Genomic DNA, 22842 nt, shown 5'->3' with positions numbered 1-22842 from the left:
TCCGGGGTCGCGGGACGGCGACGGGCGGGACGGCGACGGGAGAGATGGGATGGCGATGCGGACGACCTTCATGGTGCAGACGTTCGAGGTGCACCGGAAGCGGTTGCGGCCGGGCGCGCGGGACGTCGCGCCGACGGAGAGCGGGGCGCTCAAGCGCGCCGAGGCGATCGCCGGCCGGATGCCGGGCGCGGCGGCCCTGCGCATCGTGGCGGACGACGAGACCGGCGAGCTCGAGAGCGTGACGATCCTGGGCCAGTTCGGCGAGATCCCGGAGGATTTCGCCGAGCAGATCAGCGGCGGGTAATCGGGGAGAGAACCATGGCCTTCAAGGCGAAATCCGCGGCCGAGACCAAGGCGGCAGAACTGGCCGCGATCCTGATCCGGATCGCGGACCGGGAGGGCGCGCCGGTTCAGGTCGGCGTCGATGAACTCCGGCGCGCGAGCCCGCGCCTGACGCCGCTGGCGATCGGACAGATGTTCCGCCGCCACCGCGACGACCTGGAGGCGGCCCTGTCGGAGCGCGGCTATACGCTCGTCGACTACGCCGATCAGGGGCCCGGGCGCGGGATGGAGTTCGAGATCGGCCCGGCCTGACCGATCCTCATGCGCCAGATGCATGGCACCCCGCGCGAGATACCGGATTGTGCAGTGCGGAAAAGCATGGGATACACATCTCACGCAAGGACGCGATGGCGTCGCGGACTTGCCAGCCCTCTTGGGCGTTTCCTCCCTAGACTTCGGGCCACTCGCAAGGGTGGCCTTTTTTCTTTTCAGCGCATTGTTTCTTGTTGTCTCTTGACGGCGCCGGGCGAGGCGCCCGCCTTTGCCTCAGTGACATGGCTTAGGCCGAGCGGCCGAGAGTCCGCCCCGCCCCGGACCCGCTCCCATCGCCGCGCGTCCCCTTTCGGCGAACACGCCCTAGATCCGGGTTCGGGTTGGGGCGCCTCGACGAGAGACTTTTTCTTGCCCGCCGGCGGCCGAGCCGCGGCGGCGCAGCGCGCAGGAGCTTGTCATGACGGGCCGTACCATCGCCGATCTCTGCATCGAGACCCTGGAACATGCCGGCGTGGAGCGCGTCTACGGCGTCGTCGGCGACAGCCTGAACGGCCTCACCGAGGCGATCCGGGCCCGGGGAAACATCCGCTGGGTGCATGTGCGCCACGAGGAGGTGGCGGCCTTCGCGGCGTCGGCCGATTCGCAGGGGACGGGCGGGCTCGCGGTCTGCGCCGGCTCCTGCGGTCCCGGCCACCTCCACCTCATCAACGGCCTCTACGACGCCCACCGCTCGCGCACGCCGGTGCTGGCGATCGCCGCCCACATCCCCTCGGCCGAGATCGGCACCAACTACTTCCAGGCCACCCATCCGGAGGCTTTGTTCCGGGAGTGCAGCCATTATTGCGAGCTGGTCTCCGATCCGGCCCAGCTGCCGTTCGTCCTCGAGATCGCGATCCGCACCGCGATCGGAAAGGGCGGCGTGTCGGTGGTGGTGATCCCGGGCGACGTCGCCCTGAAGGAGGCGCCGGAGCGGGCGCTCGCCGCGCCCGCGACGCTGGCCCCGAAGCCGCCGATCGTCCTGCCGCCGGCAGGTGAGCTCGACGCGCTCGCCGACCTCCTCAACGGGTCGCGGAAGGTGACGCTGTTCTGCGGCCGCGGCTGCGCTGGCGCGCGCGACCAGGTGATCCAGCTCGCCGAGGCGCTGCAGGCGCCGGTGGTGCACGCGCTCGGCGGCAAGGAGCACGTCGAGAGCGACAACCCCTACGACGTCGGCATGACCGGGCTGATCGGCTTCTCCTCCGGCTACGCCGCGATGGAGGCCTGCGACGCCCTGCTCATGCTCGGCACCGACTTTCCCTACCGCCAGTTCTATCCTGAGAAGGCGAAGATCGCGCAGGTCGACATCCGGCCGGAGAATCTCGGCCGCCGCTGCCGGCTCGATCTCGGCCTCGTCGGCGACGTCGCGGTGACGATCGCCGGCCTGCTGCCGCGGCTGAAGGGCGGCCGGGATTCAAGGCACCTGGAAAGCTGCCTGAAGCACTACGCCAAGGCCCGCGAGGGGCTCGACGACCTCGCCACCGGGAAGCCCGGCCGCAAGCCGGTCCACCCGCAATACCTGACCAAGCGGGTCAGCGAGGCGGCGGCGCCCGACGCCGTGTTCACCGCCGATGTCGGCACGCCGACGATCTGGGCGGCGCGCTACCTGACGATGACGCCGGGCCGGCGGCTCGTCGGCTCCTGGGCGCACGGCTCGATGGCGAACGCCATGGCGCACGCGATCGGGCTCCAGGCCGCCTTGCCGGGCCGGCAGGTGATCGCGCTCGCGGGCGACGGCGGCTTCACCATGCTGATGGGCGACCTCCTCACCCTGGTGCAGGAGAAGCTGCCGGTGAAGGTGGTGGTGTTCAACAACGGCACGCTCGGCTTCGTCGAGATGGAGATGAAGGCCGCCGGCTACCTCGAGACCGGCGTCGCGCTCCAGAACCCCGACTTCTCGGCCATCGCCCGCGCCGCCGGCCTGCACGGACGCCGGGTCGAGGATCCGGGCGACCTGGAGGGAGCGCTCGCCGAGATGCTGGCCCATGACGGCCCCGCCCTCCTCGACGTGGTGACGAACCGCCAGGAACTCGCCATGCCGCCCCGGATCCAGGCCGAGCAGGTGAAGGGCTTCAGCCTCTACGTGATGCGCGCGGTGATGAATGGCCGCGGGGACGAGATCATCGATCTGGCGAAGAGCAACCTGATCCGGTGAGCGAGTTTATCGCAGGGCAGCTCGGCGCAGGAAGAGGCGAAGGTCTCTCCTCTCCTTGCGGGCGGCAGGACTGTCTGGGGAAAGTAAGGCGCGGGCTTCTTCCCTCCCCCCTCTGCGGGGGAGGGTGCCCGGCGGGGCCGGGCGGGAGAGGGGCGGCGCGACGCCGAAGGATATGGCGCCCTTCACCACGCTCGCGACCTCTCCGGAAGCGGCGTCCCCTCTCCCGGCTCGCTCCGCTCGCCACCCTCCCCCGCAGAGGGGGGAGGGATAGCCTCGCGCCATTCCTTTCCCCGGATAGCCCTGCCGCGGGCAGGAGGACAGGAAAGACACGCGCCTTCTCGACCCTGTCCATATCAGCAGGGAAGCCTGCGCTTCGCTGCCATCGACAGGAATCGAACGGAAATCCTGCGAGGCACGTCGCATTGAGCCCGCTTCTCCACAGGCTCGGATCGCGCGCAAGCCCTCGCTACATCGCACGCCCTATGCCGCTACGAAGGATCATCCGAGCTTCGCCACGGCGAAGCCTATGTCTTTCGGGTTAGCCTTACCGACCCGGACCACGCCTGACCCTGCGTCGGCAATCCGCCTCTGCCACCCGGCCGGCACCACAATCGCCATCTCTCCTCTCGAGTGCTTCGCACAAGCGCGACCGGACCGAGCCATGATCTCCATAGATCAACGCATCGTACCGTCATAGAATTCCCCCGACACTCTCATTGTAATAGCTAAAAAACATAGTCCTTGTTAGCGCAACGCGATTTTGCCATTCGGTTTCCAGCCCCGGCCGCCCACGTCCTATCCATGATGTCGTCGACCGCGGTCAGCGTTCCCGCTCGCCCTGGATCTTCGTCATGCCCGTCCCGTCGTCGCGTCCCGCCCGTCCCCTCTCGCTCGCGGGGCGTCGGCTGACCCGGTCGCTCCTGTCGGGCGTGGTGCTGTCGGCCGGCCTCGCCGCGGGGGCGCGGGCCCAGGACGGGGCCGAGATCGCCCTCGACACGATCAACATCGAGGGCGCGCCCCGCCCCATCGCCGCGACCGCCGCCGGAACGCAACCGGGCGGCGCCCGCGGGGCGGTGCCGGGCTACGTCGCGTCGCGCAGCGTGGTGGCGACCAAGACCGACACGCCGGTCCTCGAGACCGCGCAATCGATCACCGTGATCGGCCGCGAGCAGATCGAGGACCAGAACGCGCTCACCATCAACCAGGCCCTGCGCTACAGCCCGAGCGTGACGACCGAGCAGCGCGGCGGCGCCGGCCAGACCCGGCTGGAGCAATTCCTGATCCGCGGCTTCACCGCGCCGCTCTTCCTCGACGGGATGCGCCTGCCGACCTCCCGCGACGCCTTCCCGTCAGTCGATCCCTACCGGATCGAGCGCATCGACATCGTCAAGGGCCCGGCCTCGGTGCTCTACGGCCAGTCGGGCCCCGGCGGCATCGTCAACCTGACGTCGAAGATGCCGCAATTCGTCCGCCACGGCGAGGTCTTCCTCCAGGGCGGCGGCTTCAGCGAGGTCCGGGGCGGCGTCGACGTCGGCGGGCCGATCACCTCCGAGACCACCGTGCCGGGCACCGAGCAATTCGCCTACCGGGTGACGGCCTCGGGCTGGAACGGCGACGGGCCGGCGGTGACGACCCGGGTCGAGCGCGCCTTCATCCAGCCGAGCGTGACCTGGCGGCCGTCGGCCGACACCTCGCTCACCGTGCTCGGCCTCTACCAGCGCGACCCGTTCTCCGGCTTCTACGGCGGCTTCCCGGCCTACGGCACGCTGTTTCCGCGCAATTTCGGCAACGGCATCGTCGGGCGCCTGCCGGTCGATTTCTACGACGGCGACCGCAACTTCGAGAAGTCGGACCGCACGCAAGCCGCGGTGACCTACATCCTCGATCACCGCTTCGACGACACCTTCCGCTTCCACTCCTCGGGCCGCTTCCTGCGCACCGAAGGGCAGTACCGCAGCGTCTACTCGACGTTCCTCACCAACGGGATCGCCACGCCGAGCCCGCTCACCACCGGTCCCTTGCTCAACCGCTCGCGCATCGCCACCGACGTGGCGATCGACGCCTACACGATCGACAACTACTTCGAGGCGAAGTTCGACACCGGCCCCTTCGCCCATACCGCGCTCCTCGGCGTCGACCACCAGACGATCAAGACCCGCACGCTGTCCTCGGCCTTCCCGGCCGCGCCGGACCTGAACCTGCTGGCGCCGAACTACGACATGACGATCCCGGTGCCGCCCTACACCACCAATGCGCGCCTCACCGCGCAGCAGACCGGCGTCTACCTCCAGGACCAGATCAAGTTCGACCGCCTGGTCCTGACGCTCGGCGGACGCTACGACGTCGCGCGCCAGAGCGGGCCGACCCGGACGCTCGCCACCGGCGCCGTGGCGTTCCAGGACGTGCCCTCCGACGCGATGACCTACCGGGCGAGCCTGCTCTACCGCTTCGACGAGGGCATCGCGCCCTACGTCTCCTACAGCGAGGCGTTCGAGCCGATCACCGGCGGGCGCATCTTCGATCAGGCCTTCGGCTCGACCGGCCGCATCCCCGACCCGATCTCGAGCCGCCAGTACGAGGCCGGCATCAAGTACCAGCCGCCCGGCACCGACATCCTGCTCACCGCGGCGGCCTTCGACATCAAGCGCTCGAACACCCTGACGCCGGACCCGGCCAATCCGGGCTTCAACCTGCAGACCGGCGAGATCGGCGTGCAGGGCGTCGAGTTCGAGGCCCGCGCGACGCTCGCCGAGGGGCTGAACCTGGTCGGCGGCGTCTCCTTCCTCGACGTGCGCAACACCCGCGACACCACCACGACCTTCAACCAGGCCACCGGCCAGACCGTGCCGATCGTGGGCCTGCGCCCCGTCCAGATCCCGGACCGCACCGCCTCGCTGTTCGTCGACTACACGGTCCAGTCCGGCCCGCTGCTTGGCCTGAGCTTCGGCGGGGGGGTCCGCTACCTCGGCGGCTCCTGGGGCGACGCGGCCAACAGCCTGCGGGTGCCCGAGAACGTGCTCGTCGACGCGGTGGCGCGCTACGACCTCAAGCATCTCGACCCGAAGCTCACCGGCTTCGACCTCCAGGTCAACGCCCAGAACCTCCTCGACGAGCGGGTCGTGACCGGTTGCCTGTCCTACGCCGGCTGCTATGTCGGCCTGCCGCGCACGGTCTACGCGACCCTGCGCTACCGCTGGTGAGACCGTGAGCCTCCCCCTCTCGACCCGCGCGGCGGTGGCCGGCCGCGTCGTCCTCGCCGCGGGCGGGGGCTACGCGACCGCGGCCCTCGCCACCGCCCTCCTGTCGCTGGTCCTGCCGATGCCCCGGGCGGAGGCCGTCACGACGGCGACGCTCCTCAGCTTCGCCGTCGTGGTGGGAATCGTGGTCGCGGTCTTCGCGGCCCGCTCGCTCGGGCGGGCCGCCGTCATCGTCGGGGTCCTCGCCCTGGTGCTCGGGGCCGCCCTCTGGCTCGTCACCGGATCATCGTCATGAAGCAGGGCTTTCGCCAGTCCATGGCCTGGCTGCACACCTGGTCCGGCCTCGTCGTCGGCTGGGTGCTGTTCGCCGTCTTCGTCACCGGCACCGCGACCTATTACCGGGCCGAGATCTCGCGCTGGATGCAGCCGGAGCTGCGGCGCGAGGCCACCATCGCCCCCGAGGCCCTGGCGGCGGCGGCCGAGCGCGCGGTGGCCCATCTCGAGGCCCATGCGGGACACGCGCGGACCTGGTTCGTCGGCCTGCCGACCCCGGAGCGGCCCCTCGTCGAGCTGTTCTGGCGCAACAGGCCCGGCACGCCGCCAGGCCACGTCCTCCTCGATCCGGGGACCGGCGCGCCCGCCGCGCTACGGGCGACGCGGGGCGGCGACTTCTTCTACCGCTTCCACTTCGAGCTGAATCTGCCGCCGCTCTGGGGCCGCTGGATCGTCGGCATCTGCGCCATGGTGATGCTGGTGGCGCTGGTGAGCGGCATCGTCACCCACCGGCGCATCTTCTCGGATTTCTTCACCCTGCGGCGGGACAAGGCGGCGCAGCGCGGCTGGCTCGACGCCCACAACGTCAGCGGCGTGCTGGCGCTGCCGTTCCACCTGATGATCACCTATACGGGCGTGGTGACGCTCGCGCTGATGTACATGCCCTGGGGCGTCACGGCGGCCTACAACGGCGACCAGTTCGCCTATTTCGCCGAGACCGGGCAGATCACGAAGACCCGCCCGGCTCACGGGCAGCCCGGCACCCTCGCCCCGGTGGGGCCGATGGTGGCGAAGGCGCTTGCGACGATCCCCGAGCCGCTGGAGCGGCTCACCATCGCCAACCCGCGCGACGCGAACTCGACCGTCGTGGCGGTGTTCGAGGAGCCGCACGGCCTCTCGCACGAGCACCCGCAGGTCGCCTTCGCGGGCACCAGCGGCGCGGTCGTCGAGGTGCTGTCGGGGGGATTGCGGCCGGCGGCCAAGACCTTCACCACGATGGTCGGCCTGCACGAGGCGCATTTCGCCGGGGGCGCCCTGCGGCTGCTGTTCTTCGTGTGCGGGCTGCTCGGCTGCGCCATGGTGGCGAGCGGGCTGGTGCTCTGGACCGTGGCGCGGCTGCCGCGGGCCGGAATCGCGCCGGGATGGGGCTGGCGCCTCGTCCACGCCCTCAATCTCGGCACGATCACGGGCCTGCCGGCGGGCATCGCCGCCTATTTCCTGGCGAACCGGCTGCTGCCCCTCGGCCTCGCGGCCCGGGCGGAGTGGGAGGTCGGGGTGTTCTTTGGCGCCTGGATCGCCGTGGCCCTCGCCGGCGCGTGGCCGGCGCCGCGCCGGGCCTGGCGCGGGGCGCTCGGCCTCGTGGCCGCCCTGTTCGTGGCGGTGGTGCTCGCCGATCTCGCGACCGCCCGGGCCTCGTGGGACGATCCCCTCTGGTTCCTCGGCTTCGACGCCGTGCTCCTGGCCGTCGCGGCCGGCTTCGCCCTCGTCGCCCACAAGGTCGACCGCTTCGCCGCCCCGCGCCGGGCGCGCCGGATGGTCGAGGAATCCGCGGCCGCGCCGCAGATGGGGCGGGCATGACGCTCCTCGTCGGCTCCGGGCTCAGCTTCCTCGGGCTCGCCGCCCTGTGCCTCTCCATGGCCCGGCATCATCAGGCGGTCTGGTCGCGCCCGCCGGACCGGTCTCGCGCGCGCGCGCTCCGCGCCGCCGGCTGGGGTCTGATCGCCCTGTCGCTCGCCGCCGCGATTGGGAGTGACGGCTGGAATTTCGGTCCGGTCGACTGGCTCGGATCGCTGATCGGGGCCGGCCTCGTGCTGATCGTCGTGCAGTCCTACCGGCCGCGGGCGCTGCTGTGGCTGGCTCCGCTCGCGGGGGTGGTCGCGGTGGCGGGGGTGATCGCCGGGGTGGGCTGACCCCCCGTGCCTTGGCACGCGACGAGTGTGCTCCGTTCGATTCCACCCCCTCCTGTCATTCCGGGGCCGCGAAGCGGAGCCCGGAATCCAGACGCTCAGGTCGTACAGAACGAGGCGGATAGGTATCCGCTTTATCCTATGCGGTCCGCGGTTATGGATTCCGGGCTCCGCTGCGCGGCCCCGGAATGACATGGAGGATGGCATTCCCGTTGACGGAAACCCTGCACCCGCCGACAGGACCCGCTCCTCACCCCCGCCGCGACGCCTCGGCCAGCCGGCGCAGGTCCGCCACCACCGCCGGCGTGCCGGCATAGAGCGGCCCGCCGGTGAGCATGTCGTCGGAGCCGAGATACTCGGCGACGCCGCCGGCCTCGCGGACCAGCACCAGGCCGGCATAGCAATCCCAGGAATTCAGGCCGGGATCGTAGTAGCCGGCGAGCCGCCCGGCGGCGACGTAGGCGAGCATCAGGGCGCCCGAGCCGTTGCGAAACAGCACCCCGCCCTCCTGGTAGAGGCCGTGCACGAAGGCGGCGGCTTCCGCGGCCGGGTTCTTCTGGGTCGCGCCGAAGCCGATATTGGCCGAGGTGAGCACCGTCTCGGGGTCGACGCGCAGGGGGCGGCCGTTCACGGTCGCGCCCTCGCCCACCAGGCCCGCATAGGTCTCGCGCAGGACCGGCGCCTCGATCACGCCGGCGACCAGCCCCTCGGGACCGCGCACGCCGATCGACACGCACCAGTTCGGCTGGCCGTTGAGGAACGGGCTGGTGCCGTCGATCGGATCGACCACCCAGGTGTAGCCCGAACGGCTCGGGACCGGAGCGTGCTCCTCGCCGATCACCCCGTCCTCCGGAAACGCCTCCTTGATGCGGGCGCGGATCAGGAGCTCGACCTCGCGGTCGGCCTGCGAGACGAGGTCCTGGGCGCCGCTCTTCTGCTCGATCACCAGCTCGTCGCGGGCGTTGAAGAAGCCGAGCGCGGTCTCGCCGGCGGCGCGGGCGATCGCGAGGGCGGCGTCGCGGCGCGCGCGGGCGGCCTGGGTGGTCTCGATGGTCATGGCGAAACGCTTCCTCGATCGGATGGGTGCGGCCGTCCTACACGGCCGGGTGTCTCAGGTGTGCGACGTGACCGCTGGGCCGGTGACCGCGGCGAGCGCCGCCGCGATGGCCGCGCGGGCTTCCGGCGAGGCCGAGCTCTGGGGCGGCACCGGATCGCCGACGGCGTAGCCCTGCATCTGGAGCGCCGCCTTGACGCAGGCCGCGAGGTTGTAGCGGGCAAAAACCTCGTTGAAGGCCCAGACCCGCTTCTGCAGCGCCACCGCCTCGGGCCAGCGCTCCTCCCGGCACAACCGGTAGAGCGCGAGGCAGTCCCGCGGGATGACGCAGGCCGGACCCGCGAACCAGCCCTTGCCGCCGAGCATCATCACGCTCGCGGCGATGTGCGAGGAGGCGGCGAAGACGTCGAGGTCGTCGCCGACGCGGTTGATGATCGAGAGCAGGCGCCCGGTATTGGTCGAGGCGTCCTTGATCCCGACGATGTTGGGATGCTTGGCGAGCCGCGCGATCGAGGCGACCGAGAGGTCGGCGCGCTGGAAGTTCGGGTTGGTGTAGAGGATGATCGGCAGGTCGGTGGCATCCGCCACGGACAGGAAGTAGCGCTCGACCTCCCCTTCCGTCAGCGGGAAGTAGGCGTCGAGGATCAGCACGATCCCGTCCGCCCCCGCCGCCCGGCAGGCCTTCGCCTGCGCGACCGCGCCGCGGATCGCCGTCGAGGCGACGCCCGGCAGGACCGGCACCCGGCCCGCCGCGGCGGCGACCACCGCCGCCACGGTCTCGCGCTTCTGCGCCTCGTCGAGATAGGCGAACTCGCCGGTGGAACCGAGCGGCGTCAGGCCGTGCACGCCGGCCACGATCAGGTCGTCGCAGAGCGCCGCCATCACCCCGGCCTCGATCCGCCCCTCGGCGTCGAGCGGGGTGACGAGGTAGGGGATGATGCCTGTAAACCGCGCCATCGTCAGCGTTCCGCGAAGGTTCGCACCAGGGCGTGGGCGATCGCCATCGGCGGCGGGGTCATCAGGCCGTCGGGGTGGTGGCGCTCCAGCATCTGGCGCACCTCGGCGCGGGTGAACCAGCGCGCATCCTCCAGTTCGGTCCGGTCGAGCACCAGGGCGTCTCCTTGGGCCTCGCCCTCGCAGCCGATCATCAGCGAGGACGGGAACGGCCAGGGCTGCGAGAGGTGGTAGCGCACCGCGCCGACCCGCACGCCGGCCTCCTCGAAGGTCTCGCGCCGCACGGCGTCCTCGATGGTCTCGCCGGGCTCGAGGAAGCCGGCGAGGCAGGAATAGACGCCGGGCGCGAACCGGGCCTGGCGCCCGAGCAGGCAGCGGTCGCCGTGCGTCACCAGCATGATCACCACCGGATCGGTGCGCGGGAAGTGCTCGGTGCCGCACGACGCGCAGTCGCGCCGGAAGCCGCCGCAGGAGAGCGTGGTGGCGGTGCCGCAATTGGCGCAGTAGCCGTGCCGGGCGTGCCAGCCGAGCAGGGACTTCGCGGTGGCCATCACCCCCATCTCGGGCGCCGGCACCGCCCCCTCGGTCGCGACGGCGCGGGCATCGAGCACCCGGTAGGCCGGATCGCCGGAGAAGTGCGCCGCCGCATCCGCCGGCAGCGCACCGGCGAAGGCCGGCCGGCCGCCGACCCGGCCGAGAAACAGTTCGGGCGAGGGCGCACCGGCGCGCGCCGCGTCCTCGCGCGACAGGAGGCAGGTGGCGCCGCCCTCGGTCACCCGCAGCACCGGCACGTCGCCGCAGAACAGGAGCAGGCTCGCGTCGGGCGTCTCCGCGAGCGTCGGGGTCGGGCCGCTGCGCTCGGCCGAGTGGCGCTCGAGCAGGCTCCGGGCATAGCCGAGGCGATCCAGGGAATAGGGCAAGGAGACGGTCAAGGCTCGCGACCTCATGCATCATCGTGCGGAGCCCGGCGCGGCCCCTCGCGTCGTCGCCAGCATGGGCAGGCAAAATGATGCAAAAGCAAGGCGCCGGGCGAGGCGGGCGCCATGCTCCCGGCGCAGCCGGATCCCGCGGGCCCGGCCCGATCGCGCCGTGAGGAGCCGGGTGGGAAATGGGCTCGGTCCGGGAGCGTCCGGCTGCCCGGCTATGCCCGCACGCGGATGCGAGGATCCGACGACGGTCTCCCAGTACCGGCCGATCCGTTCCGCTGACGGAAAAAGCCGGTCCTCCGGCAACGGAGGATTTGCTCCGGAAATCGTCTCATCCGATTTCCGATTGATCGCTCCAGGCGATCCTGTCGGATCGCTTTCGCGATGCGGAAATCGGCCTCGCTCACGTGTGTGGAGCCGGAGGCTCCACCGCGCGGGCTGGTGATCCGATGTCCGAACTGATCGTCCGGAAATCGTATCACAGCGCCGCAACTTCCGCCGCGAGGCCCGGCGCGATCGCCCGCGCCTCGGCCAGGAAGGCGGCGACGAGGGGGGTCATGGGATCGCGCTCGGGCACCACGAGGCCGATCGTGTGGCTGACGTCGGGCTCGGTGATCGGCACCGCCCGCACCCGCTCGGTGAGGCGGAAGGTCTCGGCGAGCGCCGCCGGCATGATGCTCGCCCATTTGGCGGTGCGCACATGCGTCACCAGCACGATCATCGAGTTCGATTCGAGCAGCGGCGCCGGCTCGGCCCCGGCGGCGCGCAGGTGCCGGTCGATGATGCGGCGATTCTGCATCGCCGGGGTCAGGAGGCAGAGCGGGATGCGGCCGACCTCGGCCCAGGTCACGCTCTGGCGTGCGCCGTAGATCCCGTCGGCGGCGGTGAGCAGGCGGTAATGCTCGCGGTAGAGCGGCAGGGCGATCACGCGGCCGAGAGGCTCGTCCTCGATGTAGGTCAGCCCGGCATCGAGCTCGAGATTGGCGATCTGCCGGATGATCTCGTGCGAGGTCGCCGAATGCACCGAGAAGCGCACCGCCGGGTGGCGGGCGCGGAACGGGGTGGTGAGTGCGGCGACCATCGGGGTCGCGGTCGGCACCGCCGCCATCCGGAGCATGCCCGACAGGCCGCGGCGCAGGGCCGCCACCTCCTGGCGCATGGCCCGGGCGTCGCCGACGATCCGCCGCGCCCAGTCGAGCACCCGCTCGCCCTCCGGGGTGAAGCCCTGGAAACGCGAGCCGCGTTGCACCAGGAGCACACCCAGGCGCTCCTCGAGCTGCTTGACGCCGGCCGAGAGGGTCTGCTGCGACACCCCGCAGGCCTGGGCGGCGCGGCCGAAATGCTGCTCCTGGGCGAGCGCCAGGATGAACTCGAGACGGTCGATCATCGAAGGGTGGAGGCCAGGTCCGGCGCGTCGCGAAAGCCCCGAGCGGTCGCGCACGCTTTTGCGGAATCATTCGAGCCTCACGACGAATGTCCAGTGCCCACAGGCGAATTCGGAACGCCGATGCGACGCCAACGCCGTTGCGCTTGCGGCGCCATTGTGGTGAGAGACGCCGACCGGGTCTCGGCCGGCTTCACGGCCGCAGGGCGGCGGGCCGACACCGTGAGGCCGAGAGTGACGGCGCTCCCGCCGCGCGGGCAGCCGTTACCGGCAGACAGCCTGTTGGGGAGCATCGAGGGCATCATGGGGATGGCGAGGGCGCAAGGACGGCCGAGGGGCCGCGGATTCTGGGGACGCGCCGCGGCGCTGGCAGCGACCGGGATCCTCGGCACCGCCACGGCCGTGTCGGCGGCGGGCGTGGGCCAGCCGGTGCCGTGGCAGATGGACCTGCAGCGGCCGGTGACCGAGGTGGCGACGGAAATCTACAATTTCCACCACCTCCTGAACTGGATCATGCTGGCCGTTGTCCTGTTCGTGCTCGGCCTGCTGATCGCGGTGATCTTCAAGTTCAACGAGAAGACCAACCCGAACCCGTCGCGCACCACCCACAACACGATGCTGGAGGTCGCCTGGACGATCGTTCCGGTGCTGATCCTGGTGGCGATCGCGATTCCGTCGTTCCGGGTGCTGCGCACGCAGCTGTCGGACCCGAAGGCCGACCTGATGGTCAAGGTCATCGGCCACGCCTGGTACTGGTCCTACGAGTACCCGCAGGATGTCGGCGGCTTCAAGTTCGACGCCAACCTGCTCGAGGGCGACGACCAGGTGAAGTCCGGCCAGCCCAAGCTGCTGGCCACCGACAACGAGATGGTCGTGCCGGTGAACAAGATCGTGAAGATCCAGGTCACCGCCGCCGACGTGATGCATTCCTGGGCGATGCCGTCCTTCGGCTTCAAGATCGACGCGATCCCGGGCCGCCTCAACCAGTTCTGGTTCAAGGCCGAGCGCGAGGGCACCTATCACGGCCAGTGCTCCGAGCTGTGCGGCCAGCGCCACGCCTACATGCCGATCACCGTGAAGGTGGTGAGCGAGCAGGCCTTCCAGGCCTGGACCGCCGAGGCCAAGACCAAGTTCGCCCGCATCGACGGCGGCGCCAAGTTCGCGGAAGCGCAATAAGGCCGTTCGCGGACGCCGACTGATTTCATGACGCGGGGCGGCGCGGCAGGCGCCCCCCGCCCCTTTCGACAGACCGACCGAGACATTCCTCGAAGAGGCTGACCCCATGGCTCAAGCCGTCACGGCAGGGCACGACCACGCCCACGACCACACCCCACCTTTCTTCACGCGCTGGTTCAACTCGACCAACCACAAGGACATCGGCACCCTCTACCTGCTGTTCGCCTTCTCGGCGGGCATCGTCGGCGCCTTCCTGTCCTTCGGCATCCGGATGGAGATGGAGGCCCCCGGCCTGCAGTACTTCTCCAATCCGCAGACCTACAACGTGTTCGTGACCGGGCACGGCCTCATCATGGTGTTCTTCATGGTGATGCCGGCCCTCATCGGCGGGTTCGGCAACTGGTTCGTGCCGCTGATGATCGGCGCGCCGGACATGGCGTTCCCGCGCATGAACAACATCTCGTTCTGGCTGACGGTCGCGGGCTTCATGAGCCTCGTCTGCTCGCTGTTCGTCGAGGGCGCCCCCGGCGCGGTCGGCGCCGGCACCGGCTGGACCGTCTACCCGCCGCTCTCCACCGCCGGCCATCCCGGCCCGGCCGTCGACTTCGCGATCTTCGCCCTGCACCTGTCGGGCGCGGGCTCGATCCTCGGCGCCATCAACTTCATCACCACCATCCTGAACATGCGCGCGCCGGGCATGACCCTGCACAAGATGCCGCTGTTCGCCTGGTCGATGCTGGTGACCGCGTTCCTGCTGCTGCTGTCGCTCCCGGTGCTGGCCGGCGCGATCACCATGCTGCTCACCGACCGCAACTTCGGCACGACCTTCTTCGATCCGGCCGGCGGCGGTGACCCGATCCTGTACCAGCACCTGTTCTGGTTCTTCGGCCACCCCGAAGTCTACATCATGATCCTGCCGGCCTTCGGCATCGTCTCGCACATCATCGCGACCTTCTCCCGCAAGCCGGTCTTCGGCTACCTGGCGATGGCCTACGCGATGGTGGCGATCGGCGTCGTCGGCTTCGTGGTGTGGGCCCACCACATGTACACCGTGGGTCTCACGCTCCAGACCCAGTCCTACTTCGTGTTCGCCACCATGGTGATCGCGGTCCCCACCGGCGTGAAGATCTTCTCCTGGATCGCCACGATGTGGGGCGGCTCGATCCGCTTCACCGCCGCCATGCACTGGGCCGTCGGCTTCGTGTTCCTGTTCACCGTCGGCGGCGTCACCGGCGTGATCCTGGCCAACGCCGCCGTCGACCGCTACCTGCACGACACCTACTACGTCGTCGCGCACTTCCACTATGTGCTATCGCTCGGCGCGGTGTTCATCATCTTCGCCGGCGTCTACTACTGGTTCCCGAAGATGACCGGCCGCATCATCCCGGAATGGGCCGGCAAGCTGCACTTCTGGCTCGCCTTCATCGGCGCCAACGTGCTGTTCTTCCCGATGCACTTCCTCGGCCTCGCCGGCATGCCGCGTCGCTATGCCGACTATCCGGAGGCCTTCGCGGGCTGGCACTGGGTGGCCACGATGGGCGGACACATCTTCGCGCTGGGCATGGTCGTGTTCGTGATCGGCGTGGTGCTCGCCTTCCGCTCCAAGGAGCGCGCCGCGGACAACCCGTGGGGCGAGGGTGCCACCACCCTCGAGTGGACCCTGTCCTCGCCCCCGCCCTTCCACCAGTACGAGACCCTGCCGGTGATCGTGGACGAGCCGTCCCACGCCCACTGACACGAAGGACGACGGTCCGCCGCGGAAAAGCCGCGGCGGACCAACATAGCGCGGAGACTTCCCGGCCCGGCCGGCGCAAGTCTCCCGCGGAAGATCCTGGGACCGACGCGGTCCCGGCTCTTCCCCCGAGCGCCCGAAGGGGCGTTCCGGCGAGGAGCGCGACACCTTCACATCCCTTCCCACGATGGCCGCGACACCCAGCATGACCACCTTGTCGAACAGCGCGATCTCCGACCGTCCCTTCGCCGAGGCGAGCAGCTCCGGCGGCGAGGTCGCGGATTACTTCGCGCTCCTGAAGCCCCGGGTGATGGCGCTGGTGATCTTCACCGCCCTCGTCGGGATGACGGTGACGCCGTCGCACGTGAACCCGGTGATCGGGGCGATCTCGCTCCTGATGATCGCGGTCGGGGCCGGCGCCTCGGGCTGCCTCAACATGTGGTGGGACGCCGACGTCGACGCGGTGATGACCCGCACCCGCACCCGGCCGATCCCGGCGGGGCGGATCCAGCCGGGCGAGGCCCTGTCCTTCGGGCTCACCCTGTCGGTCGGCTCGGTGCTGGTGCTCGGGCTCGCGGCGAACTGGCTGTCGGCGGGTCTCCTCGCCTTCACCATCGTATTCTACGCCGTGATTTACTCGATGTGGCTGAAGCGCTCGACGGCGCAGAACATCGTGATCGGCGGTGCCGCCGGCGCCCTGCCGCCGATGATCGGCCAGGCGGTGGTCACCGGCTCGATCGGGATCGAGGGCACGATCCTGTTCCTGATCATCTTCATCTGGACCCCGCCGCATTTCTGGGCGCTGGCGCTGGTCAAGGCCGGCGAGTACGCCCGGGCCGGCATCCCGATGATGCCGAACACCGCCGGTCCCGATTCGACCCGCCGCCAGATCCTCGCCTACTCGGTGCTGCTGGCCCCGCTCGGCCTCGCCCCGGTCTTCCTCGGCTTCGGCGGGATGATCTACGGCGTCGTCGGCCTGATCGGCGGCCTCGCCATGGTGGCGCTCAGCGTCCAGGTGCTGCGCCGGCGCGAGGGCGAGGCGGCCAACAAGGCGGCGATGAGCCTGTTCGGCTTCTCGATCCTCTACCTGTTCCTGCTCTTCTCCGCCCTGCTGGCGGAACAGGGCCTCGGGCTGTTCCGGCCGGTCTTCGGCTGAACCCCTCCCCTTTCGGCCGATGCAGCGATGAGTGCGGTGCCCCAGCAACTGACCCCCGACGAGATCCAGCGCCGGCGCAAGCGCTCCATCGCGATCGCGATGGTGCTCGCCGCCCTGGTCCTGATCTTCTACGTGCTGACGATCGCCAAGCTCGGGCCCCAGGTCCTCAACCGGCCGCTGTGACGCGAAGGGGCGATGCCGCCATGACCGATGCGCGCAACCACCAGCAGAAGCGGGCCCGAACCACGGCGCTCGCCTGCCTCGGCATCGTGGTCGGGATGACGGCGCTCGCCTTCGCCTTCGTCCCGCTCTACGACCTGTTCTGCAAGGCGACCGGCTACGACGGTACGCCCCTGCGGGGCGCGGCCGCCGCAGGCCCGGTGAGCCAGGACAGCATGCTGGTGCATTTCGACACCAACGTCGCGCCCGGTCTCCCCTGGCGCTTCGCGGCGGAGACCCCGCAGGTCGAGGCGCAGCTCGGGGCCACCAAGACGGTGTTCTTCCGCGTCACCAACACCGGCAGCGTGCCGAGCACCGGGATCGCGACGTTCAACGTCCAGCCCGGGCTGACCGGCGGCTACTTCGTCAAGGTGCAGTGCTTCTGCTTCAACGAGCAGACGCTGCAGCCCGGCGAGACCATGGACTTCCCCGTGGTGTTCTACCTCGAGCCCGGCATCAAGGCCGATGCGAACACCCGCGACCTCACCGAGATGACCCTGTCCTACACCTACTTCGCGTCGAAGAACGGCCAGCCGCAGGCCGCCCTCGCGACGCCGGTCGGGACCAAGGCCAATTGACGGGATGGGCGAATTGACGAGGTGACAACCGCGCCGGGGCGGCATTAAAGCGTGACCGTGAGCGCCGACGGCGGACCAGCCGGGGCGCCGGGAGCGAGCCGCCCCGCGTCAAACGAGATCCACGGCCGGCGCGGGGCGCGACCGGTCGCAAGAGCAGGCAGGAGACCCGACACGATGGCCGAGGCGCACGGGAAGCACCACGACTACCACCTCGTCAATCCGAGCCCGTGGCCGCTCGTCGGCTCGATGAGCGGCTTCACGATGACGACGGGCGCCGTCCTGTGGATGAAGAGCCTGACCATCGCGAATCTCGCGGTCGGTCCCTACGTGTTCTTCGCGGGCCTGATCGGCGTGCTCTACACCATGCTGAGCTGGTGGCGGGACGTCACGCACGAGGCCAATACCGGCGACCACACCCGCGTGGTGCAGCTGTCGCACCGCTACGGCATGATCATGTTCATCGCCTCCGAGGTGATGTTCTTCGTCGCGTGGTTCTGGGCCTATTTCGAGGCCGCGCTCTACACCGCCGACCCGATCCAGGCCTCGCGGGTGGATTTCACCGGGGGCCTGTGGCCGCCGAAGGGCGTCGAGGCGTTCGACCCCTGGCACCTGCCGCTGCTCAACACCCTGATCCTGCTCACCTCGGGCACGACGATCACCTGGGCCCACCACGCCCTGCTGCACGGCGACCGCAAGGGCGTGAAGTACGGCCTGTGGCTGACCATCGCGCTGGGCGCGCTGTTCTCCTGCGTCCAGGCCTACGAGTACGGCCACGCCCATTTCGGCTTCTCGGGCAGCATCTACTCGGCCACCTTCTTCATGGCGACCGGCTTCCACGGCGCCCACGTGCTGATCGGGACGATCTTCCTGGCGGTCTGCCTGTACCGGATCTATCTCGGCCAGTTCACCCCCAAGCAGCACCTCGGCTTCGAGTTCGCCGCCTGGTACTGGCACTTCGTCGACGTGGTGTGGCTGTTCCTGTTCGCCGCCATCTACGTCTGGGGTTCGGGCGTCGGCCACGCCGCCGCGCATTAGGCATCATTCGCCGAAGTGGTCACCGGTTCGGCGATAAAATGATGCAGAGACAAGGAATCAAGCAGAGGTGCGCCATGCAGCTCTGCTTGAGCCAGCGCCTCACGCGCAGGGATCATGAGAGGGCGGCGAAAGCCGCCCTTTTCTTATGCCAAGAAACCCCCCAGATCGCGCTGGCACCCCCGCGTTCAGGAGTTGAGCCCATGGACGAGAACCGCACCGTCGACTCCCCGGCGACCGTCGGCCTGCGCGGCCGCTGCCCGCGCTGCGGCGAAGGGCACCTGTTCAAGGGCTATCTCAGCTTCCGCCCCTCCTGCGAGGTCTGCGGGCTCGATTTCCGCTTCATCGATTCCGCCGACGGCCCGGCCTTCTTCGTGATGTCGATCGTCGGCATCGTGGTGGTGGCGCTGGCGATGTGGGTCGAGTTCGCCTACGAGCCGCCGATGTGGGTGCATGCCGCGCTCTGGGCGCCGCTCTCGATCGTCTTGAGCCTGCTCCTGGTCCGGCCGCTCAAGGGCATGATGGCGGCGCTGCAATATTCCAACAAGGCGGCGCAGGGGCGCTTCCGGTGACGGCGCCGGCCGGCCCCGCGGAGCGGCGCGCGGCCCTGCGCGACCTCGTCGCCCCGGCCCTCGCGACCCTCGTCTGCTTGGGGATCCTGGTCGGCCTCGGGGTCTGGCAGCTCGAGCGCAAGGCCTGGAAGGAGGCTCTGATCGACCGGATCGTCGCCCGCTCGCGCATCGAGCCGCCGGCGCCGCTGCCGGCCTTCGACGGCTTCGATCCCGCCCGCGACGAGTTCGAGCGGGTGCGCGCCACCGGCCGCTTCCTCCAGGACAAGGAGACGCTGGTCCACGGCTTGGCGCCCGGCGACACGCCGGGCCGGGCGCTCCAGGGCTACTACGTCGTGACGCCGCTGCGCCTCGACGACGGCCGGACCGTGCTCGTCAATCGCGGCTTCGTGCCGACCGAGCTCAAGGATCCGGCCCGCCGCGCCGCCGGACAGGTCGAGGGGGAGACCACCGTCACCGGGATGCTGCGCCAGAGCGAGGCGCGGGCGATGTTCGTGCCGGCGCCGAACCCGCAGACCGGCGAGTGGTTCAACCGCGACGTCCCCGGCATCGCGGCGGCGAAGGGCCTCGGCACCGTCGCCCCCTACCTGATCGAGGCCGACGCCACGCCCGTTCCCGGCGGCTGGCCGAGGGGCGGGCAGCTGCGGGTCGATCTGCCGAACAACCACCTGCAATACGCCTTCACGTGGTTCGGCCTCGCGCTCTGCCTGATCGGAGTGTTCACGGCCTTCGCCCTGCGCCGCCTGAGGGGCGAGGCTGTCGACCCTGCCGCCCCGTCACCGGCCACCCCGCCGCGTCCTTAAAACAGCCGCGTTGTCGATGTCGGGTCCGTCCATGTCCGGTTCAGGCCGCCGGGCGCCTCCTGCCGCAGGCCTCGTCCCGGCCCCTGGTCATCGATGAACGCGATCCTCATCAAGCTGTTTGCCACGGCCCTGACGCTGAGCCAGGTCACCACCCGTCCCGACGCGATCCGGACCCAGTTCGATCCGGGCAAGGACGGCCCGGCGGTAGTGCAGCTCCTGCGCGACGGCTGCGCCCACATGCGCAAGGCCTTCGACATCGAGGACATCAACCTCGACGACCTGATCTCGACCGCGATGGAGGATCCGAAGGCGGTCGCGGGCGAGTCGAAGCTGCTGCACGGCCTCGACATCGCCGAGCTCAACACGAGCTACAAGCAGTTCTGCAAGGGCGAGAACCCGGCGAACTCGCCCTTCGTGGCGCGGGACGTGATCGAGTTCTACAACAAGGCGGTCACCGACCTGCCGGACGCCAACGCCCTCAAGACCCTGCGGCTGCCCGGCGCGACCACGATCCTCGACGGGCGGGGCAACCGCTTCTCCGAGACCTTCGAGCCCAACGGCCGGCGCGTCGCGGTGCCGATCGGCGAGGTCCCGCCGCTCGTCCAGAAGGCGTTCATCGCGGCGGAGGACAAGCGCTTCCTCAGCCATCGCGGCATCGACGAGCGCGGGGTGATCCGCGCCTTCATCGGCAACCTCGCCTCGCCGGGCCGGCCGCAGGGCGGCTCGACCATCACCCAGCAGGTGGTGAAGAATCTGTCCGTCGGCGACGACGTCACCTACGAGCGCAAGATCCGCGAGATGATCGTCGCGGCCCGGGCCGAGCGGGTGATGACGAAGCCCGAGATCCTCGGCCTCTACCTCAACGGGATCTATCTCGGCCGCGGCGCCTACGGCATCGAGATGGCGTCGCGCAGCTATTTCGGGAAGTCCGTCAAGGACCTGACCGTCGCCGAGGCGGCTTTGCTCGGCGGCATGCCGAAGGGCCCGAACTTCTACAATCCCGACCGCTACCCCGACCGGGCGCGGGAGCGCCGCGCCTACGTGCTCACCCGCATGAAGGAGGAGGGCGCGATCACGGAAGCCGAGATGAACGCGGCGCTCGCAGCCCCCCTCGGCCTCGCGCCGCTGGAGCGCCTGCGCCAGGATGCCGGCTTCCACTTCGTCGACCACCTCACCCGCGAGGCGCGCACGCTCGCCGGCCTCGATTCGCTGACGGCCGGCGCCTACACGGTGCGCTCGACCCTCAATGCCGGCCTCCAGGAGGCGACCGAGGGCATCCTGCAGGAGAGCCTGTCGCGCTACGAGGCTTCGACCGGCCGCGCGCGGTACGAAGGACCGGAGGCGAACCTCGCCGACGCCGTGCGCCGCATCGAGGCTGCCGGAGCCCCGCCGGCTCCCGAGCCCTCTCCCGCCCCGACCCCCGAGCCGAAGGGGAAGAAGGGATCGAAGCAGGCCAAGGCCGTGAAACCCACCGGGCCGAAACCCGCCTGGCAGCGGGCGCTCGAGACCGCGCGCCTGCCGCTCTACGACGTGCATTGGCCGGCGGCCGTGGTGCTCTCGACCGGCGGCCAGGGCGGCGTGCGGGTGGGCCTCGCCGACGGGCGGGTCGCGAGCCTGAACCCGGGTGCGGCCCGCGGGCGGCTCAGCGCTTACGACGTGGTGCGGGTGAAGGTGTGGGAGGGCAAGGGCGCCCCCCGGGCGGATCTGCGCATCCGCCCGCAGGTCCAGGGCGCGGTCCTGGTGCTGGAGAACCGCACCGGGCGGATCCTCGCCATGGCGGGCGGCTTCTCCTATCCGTTGAGCCAGCTCAACCGGGTGACGCAGAGCGTGCGCCAGCCCGGCTCGACCCTCAAACCCCTGACCTACCTCGCCGCTCTCAATGCGGGTCTCCAGCCCAACACCCTGGTGATGGATGCCCGCGTGACCCTGCCGCCGATCGGCGGGGTGGGTGATTCCTGGTCGCCGAAGAACTACGAGGGCGGGGGCGGCTCCGGCCCAGTCACCCTGCGCCGCGGCCTGGAGCACTCGAAGAACCTCGTCACCGCGCAGCTCCTGCGCGGCGGCATCGCCGAGAAGGCGCCGGCGAGCCTCTCGAAGGTCTGCGACATCGCGCTCGAAGCGCAGCTCTACGCCGAATGCGAGCGCTACTACCCCTTCGTGCTCGGCGCCCAGCCGGTGCGGATGATCGATCTCGCGACCTTCTACGCGGCGGTCGCCAACGAGGGCGAGCGGCCCTCGCCCTACGGGCTGGAGAGCGTGTCGCAGGGCGACAAGGTGCTCTACCAGCATCCCGACCGGCCGCTCGCCCGCATCGGCTCGGCCGACCGGGTGGCGTTCTACCAGTTGAAGAGCCTGCTCCAGGGCGTGACCCAGCGCGGCACCGCCGCCGCGCTCGCCCGGTTCTCGCCGTACGTGGCGGGCAAGACCGGCACCTCGGAGGACGAGAACGACGCCTGGTTCTCCGGCTTCACCAACGAAATCACCATCGTGGCCTGGGTCGGCTACGACAACGCCGACGGCAGGCGCCGCACGCTCGGTCGCGGCCAGACCGGCGGTCACCTCTCGGTGCCGATCTTCTCCCAGGTGCTCCAGGCCGCCTGGGCCAACGGGGTGGCGAAGTCCCCGCTCTCCGGCCCGAGCCCCGAGGCCAAGCGCCTGATCGCCGACGAGCCGATTGACCTGCGCTCCGGCAGCCGGGTCGCCGGCGGCGGCTTCATGGAGCATTTCCGCCTCTCGGTGGACGGGCGCCTCGCCGAGACCCGCTTCAAGCTGGTGCCGCAGGAGCAGATCTACGCGATGCGGCCGGACAGCGAGCAGGACGGCGACGCGCTGGAGGGCGGCCTCCCGGGCGAGAACCCGGGGCGGATGCCCGACGAGGCGCCGGACGCCGACCGCTACGACCCGTTCGGCGCCCTGTTCGGCCGGCCCGAGCCGCGCCCCTATGCCCGCCGGGCCCAGCCGGTGCCCGCGCCCGAGCCGTACTGGCCGGGCGCCCGAAACCGCTCGCCCTTCGGCGACGAGGACGAGGGCGTCCGCCGGCCGCGCCGGCGCGATCCCGACTACTTCTTCGGCGACGACCCGACCTACTGAACCTCCAGACAGGACGATTTTCCGTGCGTGACAGCCTGACGGCGCG

At 70.3% G+C, this 22842-nt stretch carries 20 protein-coding genes; 16 read left to right on the top strand and 4 right to left on the bottom strand.

The annotated features are described in order from the left end of the window. Positions 1-49 precede the first annotated feature (49 nt). The 7 genes from BM430_RS07570 (at position 50) to BM430_RS07540 (ending at position 8126) form a co-directional block, all read left to right on the top strand. Positions 50-304 carry a hypothetical protein gene (locus BM430_RS07570; protein ID WP_093566629.1) on the top strand — a complete coding sequence of 85 codons (255 nt, stop codon included), beginning with the start codon at positions 50-52 and terminating at the stop codon, positions 302-304. A gap of 14 nt (positions 305-318) precedes the next feature. Next, a complete protein-coding gene (locus BM430_RS07565; RefSeq protein WP_093566628.1) occupies positions 319-594 on the top strand; it encodes an adenylosuccinate synthase in 276 nt (91 codons plus the stop codon). Between the two features lie 418 nt (positions 595-1012). Beyond that, a complete protein-coding gene (poxB, locus tag BM430_RS07560) occupies positions 1013-2746 on the top strand; it encodes a ubiquinone-dependent pyruvate dehydrogenase (RefSeq protein WP_093566627.1) in 1734 nt (577 codons plus the stop codon). Between the two features lie 851 nt (positions 2747-3597). Beyond that, positions 3598-5946, top strand: coding sequence for a TonB-dependent siderophore receptor (locus BM430_RS07555; protein ID WP_093566626.1), 2349 nt, complete (start codon positions 3598-3600; stop codon positions 5944-5946). Positions 5947-5950: 4 nt separating this feature from the next. Next, a complete protein-coding gene (locus BM430_RS07550; protein ID WP_093566625.1) occupies positions 5951-6238 on the top strand; it encodes an iron transporter in 288 nt (95 codons plus the stop codon). Then, positions 6235-7794 (top strand): PepSY-associated TM helix domain-containing protein, encoded by a 1560-nt coding sequence (locus tag BM430_RS07545; protein WP_093566624.1) that lies wholly within the window; start codon positions 6235-6237, stop codon positions 7792-7794. The genes BM430_RS07550 and BM430_RS07545 overlap by 4 nt, the downstream gene beginning before the upstream one ends. Further along, entirely contained in the window at positions 7791-8126 is a 336-nt protein-coding gene (locus BM430_RS07540; RefSeq protein ID WP_093566623.1) for a DUF3325 domain-containing protein, read from the top strand. The genes BM430_RS07545 and BM430_RS07540 overlap by 4 nt, the downstream gene beginning before the upstream one ends. Positions 8127-8373: 247 nt before the next feature. Here BM430_RS07540 and BM430_RS07535 read toward each other — a convergent pair whose 3' ends face one another. From BM430_RS07535 to BM430_RS07520, 4 genes are all read right to left on the bottom strand, one after another. Further along, entirely contained in the window at positions 8374-9180 is an 807-nt protein-coding gene (locus BM430_RS07535) for an inositol monophosphatase family protein (protein ID WP_093566622.1), read from the bottom strand. Positions 9181-9234: 54 nt separating this feature from the next. Then, the gene (locus tag BM430_RS07530) at positions 9235-10134 is read right to left on the bottom strand and encodes a dihydrodipicolinate synthase family protein (protein WP_093566621.1); all 900 of its coding nucleotides are present in this window, start codon (positions 10132-10134) and stop codon (positions 9235-9237) included. Positions 10135-10136: 2 nt separating this feature from the next. Further along, complete coding sequence (gene nudC, locus BM430_RS07525; RefSeq protein WP_093566674.1) at positions 10137-11051, bottom strand: NAD(+) diphosphatase; 915 nt, start codon at positions 11049-11051, stop codon at positions 10137-10139. A gap of 484 nt (positions 11052-11535) precedes the next feature. Beyond that, positions 11536-12444 carry a LysR family transcriptional regulator gene (locus BM430_RS07520; RefSeq protein ID WP_093566620.1) on the bottom strand — a complete coding sequence of 303 codons (909 nt, stop codon included), beginning with the start codon at positions 12442-12444 and terminating at the stop codon, positions 11536-11538. Between the two features lie 306 nt (positions 12445-12750). On the opposite strand from BM430_RS07520, the gene coxB reads away from it, so the two are divergent. The 9 genes from coxB (at position 12751) to BM430_RS07480 (ending at position 22796) form a co-directional block, all read left to right on the top strand. Continuing rightward, positions 12751-13617 (top strand): cytochrome c oxidase subunit II, encoded by an 867-nt coding sequence (gene coxB, locus BM430_RS07515; RefSeq protein WP_093566673.1) that lies wholly within the window; start codon positions 12751-12753, stop codon positions 13615-13617. A 106-nt stretch (positions 13618-13723) separates the two neighbouring features. Beyond that, positions 13724-15352: a cytochrome c oxidase subunit I gene (gene ctaD, locus BM430_RS07510; RefSeq protein WP_093566619.1), complete on the top strand. Its 1629-nt coding sequence runs from the start codon at positions 13724-13726 to the stop codon at positions 15350-15352. Between the two features lie 202 nt (positions 15353-15554). Continuing rightward, entirely contained in the window at positions 15555-16505 is a 951-nt protein-coding gene (locus BM430_RS07505) for a heme o synthase (RefSeq protein ID WP_093566618.1), read from the top strand. A 27-nt stretch (positions 16506-16532) separates the two neighbouring features. Continuing rightward, the gene (locus BM430_RS34605) at positions 16533-16688 is read left to right on the top strand and encodes a hypothetical protein (RefSeq protein ID WP_177302967.1); all 156 of its coding nucleotides are present in this window, start codon (positions 16533-16535) and stop codon (positions 16686-16688) included. A 20-nt stretch (positions 16689-16708) separates the two neighbouring features. Then, complete coding sequence (locus BM430_RS07500) at positions 16709-17302, top strand: cytochrome c oxidase assembly protein (protein ID WP_093566617.1); 594 nt, start codon at positions 16709-16711, stop codon at positions 17300-17302. Between the two features lie 174 nt (positions 17303-17476). Then, on the top strand, positions 17477-18337 hold the full coding sequence (locus BM430_RS07495) for a cytochrome c oxidase subunit 3 (RefSeq protein WP_093566616.1): 861 nt from the start codon (positions 17477-17479) through the stop codon (positions 18335-18337). A gap of 200 nt (positions 18338-18537) precedes the next feature. Continuing rightward, positions 18538-18906, top strand: a complete 369-nt coding sequence (locus tag BM430_RS07490) for a DUF983 domain-containing protein (RefSeq protein WP_093566615.1) — start codon at positions 18538-18540, stop codon at positions 18904-18906. Further along, positions 18903-19706 (top strand): SURF1 family protein, encoded by an 804-nt coding sequence (locus BM430_RS07485; protein ID WP_093566614.1) that lies wholly within the window; start codon positions 18903-18905, stop codon positions 19704-19706. Before BM430_RS07490 ends, BM430_RS07485 begins: the two co-directional genes overlap by 4 nt. Positions 19707-19799: 93 nt before the next feature. After that, positions 19800-22796, top strand: coding sequence for a penicillin-binding protein 1A (locus BM430_RS07480; RefSeq protein ID WP_093566613.1), 2997 nt, complete (start codon positions 19800-19802; stop codon positions 22794-22796). The last annotated feature ends 46 nt before the right edge of the window (positions 22797-22842 follow it).

Origin of the sequence: Methylobacterium sp. 174MFSha1.1, assembly GCF_900116815.1 — a bacterium.
Classification (GTDB): Bacteria; Pseudomonadota; Alphaproteobacteria; order Rhizobiales; family Beijerinckiaceae; genus Methylobacterium.
Note: the sequence above shows the minus strand (reverse complement) of the source record. Positions and strands in the feature narration are given on the sequence as shown.